The following is a 3,502-nucleotide window of genomic DNA, read 5'->3' as shown; positions in this document are numbered from 1 at the left end:
GTGATAGCGGGAGCGTTGACGTCGCTGACAGCGGCGTCTTTACTTGAGCTTCAAAGGGACGCGGCCAATGAGCAATCCTCTGAAATCAACCATAATGCTCGCAGCGGCATTGTTTGTGTCCGCGGCCACAGATGCCTCGGCCGAGACCGCGCACATATTCTGGAAGGATCTGCGTCCGGCTACGCAATCCGCCGCCGAAAACGTCGGGCTGCCGATGATGGCGGCAAAATTGCCCGACCACGGCGAGACGCTGTCCCTCAACCTGCAGGACAAAAGCATTCAGCTAGCCGGCTATGCATTGCCGGTCGATCGCGATGGCGATCTTGTCTATCAGTTCCTGCTGGTGCCGTGGACGGGTGCGTGCAGCCACATGCCGACGCCCCCGCCCAACCAGATTGTCTTGGTCACGCCGGCCCGTCCCTACAAGATGTCCGAGGCGTATCAGCCTGTCGCGGTCACCGGCGCGCTGAAGCCGGACATGGAGAAGAGCCAGCTGTTCCTCCTCGACGGCGTCAGTGTCATCCAGTCTGGCTACAGCGTCCGCAAGGCAGATGTGGTCGCTGTCGGCAGCGTGCCGGACACCGTCACCCTGCCGGTGAATTCTCCCTGGAGTTTCCTCAACAAAAAGAAGAACTAAGCAGGATAACCTGCTGCAGCTCAGGCGGCGTTGGCACCCGATTCCTTGTCCAGCACCATGTAGTCGAGCGGGATTTCGGTCGTGTACTTGATCTGCTCCATGGCGAAGGATGACGAAACGTCTCGGATTTCGATCTTGGCGATCAGCCGCTTGTAGAAGGCGTCATAAGCGGCGATGTCGGGCACCACGACGCGCAGGAGATAGTCGACGTCGCCGCTCATGCGGTAGAACTCGACCACCTCGGGAAACTCCTGGATGACTTCCGAGAAACGCCGCAGCCATTCATGGCTGTGCGAATTGGTGCGGATCGACACGAAGACGGTGACGCGCACATTGACCTTTTCATGGTCGAGAATGGCAACGCGCCGCTTGATGACGCCCTCTTCCTCGAGCTTCTGGATGCGCCTCCAGCAAGGCGTCGTCGACAGCCCGACTTTCTTGGCGACATCGGCGACTGCGAGTGTCGCGTCCTCCTGCAAGAGGCGGAGGATTTTTCTATCGAGGCGATCCATATCGTGCTCCCAAAGGAATAGAATGCCTATACTCTGCCTTATCCAGGCCTTTCACAAGAAAGGAATTCTGCTGATCGGGCAAAAAGCGAGTGATTTCTTGCTGAAAGGTCAGCCGAGGCGATAGCGGATTTCCGAACGCAGAAAAGGCAGCAAATCCATTTCAAACCATGGATTCTTCTTCAGCCAGCCGGTGTTGCGCCACGAGGGATGCGGCAGCGGCAACACTTTCGGACCGACGGAATTCTCCCAGATGGAGCGCCAGTCCATGACCGTTTCCGTCAGGGAGGGCCGGCGCGCCGCACCCAAATGCCAGGACTGCGCATAGATGCCGATTGTCAGCACCAGATCGATCCGTGGCATCGAGGCCATCAAGGGTGCGCGCCAGGCCGCCGCGCATTCGCGCCTCGGCGGCAGGTCTCCGCCCTTGGCATCCTGGCCGGGAAAGCAGAAGCCCATCGGCACGATGGCGAATTTTTCGATGTCGTAGAATTCGTCGCTCGTCACGCCAAGCCAACTGCGCAAGCGATCGCCGGAGGCGTCGGTGAACGGCATGCCCGACAGATGCACCTTGGTCCCCGGCGCCTGGCTGGCGATCAGGATACGGGCGCTGGACGATGGGCGCAGCACAGGTCGTGGCTCATGCGGCAACGGCTTGCCGGCCGGATTTTCCACGCAGATGCGACAGGCGCGGACCTTGGCGACGAGGTTTTCGAGTTCGGCAGTCATTCTCAGGCTGATGCGCTCGGCCGGCTGGAGACGGCCTGATGCCAGCGCAACACATTCGCGCAATCATCCGGCACCTTGATGCGTGCCGGCTTCATGAAGTCCACAGCGATCAGGCCGGTGATGTCGGCGATCGAATAGCTGTCACCGGCGATGAACTCCCGGCTGCCCAGTTCTCCATCCAGCAGCCTAAGGAACGCCACGGCCTTCGGCTTGTTGGCCTCGCCCCATTCCGAGACCTGCGGGATTTCCCATTCCTTCATGGCCGGATGGGTGTGCCGGAAGGCCTGCGTGACGCAGCTGAGCAAATTGAATTCCATCCGCCTCTGCCACATCTCGACCTGCGCCCTGCCGAGTGCGCCACGCCCGAACAGGGCCGGTTCGGGATGCAGTTCCTCGAAATAACGGCAGATGGCGACGGATTCCGTGATGACGGTGCCGTCGTCGAGTTCCAGCACCGGCAGGCGCTGCAAGGGATTGCGCGAGCTGACCGCCTGTTGCCTGTGTTCCAGCGCCCCCATGTCGATGGGCACCTGTGGAACTTCGATGCCTTTCTCGGCCAGGAAAACGCGGACCCGCCTTGGGTTGGGCGCTCGGCCACCGTCGAAGAGTTTCATTCCATCCTCCTGTTCGTTCTCGGTTCGGCTTTCAGGACGCGCATCACCAGAAGCGAAAAATCTCGCGCACGGCATCGCCGATCGACGCCAGTGTGCCGTGCTTCTTCTCGACGACTTCGCCGTGATGGCTGTCTCGCCAATCCTGCGGCTGATCGAACGTTCCCGCCCAGATGCCGGCCTTTCCCGCCCGGGCGACGGCCTCCTCGCTCTCGAAGTCGCCATACGCAACCGCCCAGCCCGCCTCGACCTGCGCGCGGTTGAGATCCTTGCCGCCGGCGGTGCAGTCGCCGAGCAGCCGGCCATAACGATCACGCTGCCAGCCGGTACAGGAGACGGGCTTGCCGGCGATCAGGCGAACCAGCGACTGGCGCGCAAGCGTGCCGCAGGAATAGTCCGCGCCGTTCTTGCGGCAGGTCTGCGTATATTCCGGAGCATCGATGCCGCGCATGCGGATACGCTCAGTGCCAAGCGTGATCGAATCGCCGTCGTTGATGATTGCCAGGCCCTGTGTCTTGCGTGTCTCCACCCGGTCGAGGCGGGCCGCCAGCAGGATCAGCAGTCCGAGGATGATGACGGCAAGCCCGTAATCCACCAGCCGGCGCCACAGGCTTCTGGGGCGCGCAACGTATCTCCGGCGCGGTCTTGGCGACCATGAGCGGCTCATATGGCAAACGGTTGGTTAATCATTCGAACGTAGCTTAACACTTGGAAACCGCTGCTCGCATAAATTGAAGTTTTGATGCCCTTGCAACGCTCGAACACAGCGGACAAGTTCATTGTGGACCGCAGGAAACCTCATCGCAACAGCGATGTGGCGCGCGCGGTGCGCAAGACGCGTGACCGTCTTTCGCAGCAGGCCGGCAATCCCGATTTCGATCGTGAACTGCTGAAGCTCCATGCCCGCGCGATGACCAGCGGCGCCATCGCCATCCCGCTTCTTGTTCTGGCGATCGCGGCGGCCGGCCGGCTGGCCGGAATCGGCAACGAGATCGGGCTCTGGGCGCTGTTCACCC

Annotated in this window: 5 protein-coding genes and 1 pseudogene; 2 read left to right on the top strand and 4 right to left on the bottom strand. The window is 61.4% G+C overall.

All coding sequences use genetic code 11. The annotated features are described in order from the left end of the window. Nucleotides 1-67 precede the first annotated feature (67 nt). Nucleotides 68-637, top strand: a complete 570-nt coding sequence (locus tag EN749_RS32710; RefSeq protein WP_128364721.1) for a DUF3299 domain-containing protein — start codon at nt 68-70, stop codon at nt 635-637. A 20-nt stretch (nt 638-657) separates the two neighbouring features. Here the strand turns inward: EN749_RS32710 and EN749_RS32705 are convergent, their stop codons facing one another. The 4 genes from EN749_RS32705 to EN749_RS32690 all read right to left on the bottom strand — a co-directional run bounded on the left by EN749_RS32705 (nt 658) and on the right by EN749_RS32690 (nt 3,153). After that, nucleotides 658-1,149 (bottom strand): Lrp/AsnC family transcriptional regulator, encoded by a 492-nt coding sequence (locus EN749_RS32705; protein WP_006205209.1) that lies wholly within the window; start codon nt 1,147-1,149, stop codon nt 658-660. Between the two features lie 108 nt (nt 1,150-1,257). Then, nucleotides 1,258-1,938, bottom strand: a complete 681-nt coding sequence (locus tag EN749_RS32700) for a uracil-DNA glycosylase family protein (RefSeq protein ID WP_128364720.1) — start codon at nt 1,936-1,938, stop codon at nt 1,258-1,260. Further along, entirely contained in the window at nt 1,878-2,489 is a 612-nt protein-coding gene (locus tag EN749_RS32695) for a glutathione S-transferase (RefSeq protein ID WP_127810426.1), read from the bottom strand. The genes EN749_RS32700 and EN749_RS32695 overlap by 61 nt, the downstream gene beginning before the upstream one ends. A 43-nt stretch (nt 2,490-2,532) precedes the next feature. After that, nucleotides 2,533-3,153, bottom strand: a complete 621-nt coding sequence (locus EN749_RS32690) for a thermonuclease family protein (protein WP_128364719.1) — start codon at nt 3,151-3,153, stop codon at nt 2,533-2,535. 75 nt (nt 3,154-3,228) lie between these two features. Here EN749_RS32690 and EN749_RS32685 point away from each other — a divergent pair. Further along, nucleotides 3,229-3,502, top strand: a pseudogene (locus EN749_RS32685) (sensor histidine kinase); the annotation flags it as partial.

This window comes from Mesorhizobium sp. M7A.F.Ca.ET.027.02.1.1 (assembly GCF_004022985.1).
In the GTDB taxonomy this organism is placed as follows: Bacteria; Pseudomonadota; Alphaproteobacteria; order Rhizobiales; family Rhizobiaceae; genus Mesorhizobium.
The sequence above is the reverse complement of the archived record's forward strand: the minus strand, read 5'-3'. Positions and strand labels throughout refer to the sequence as shown.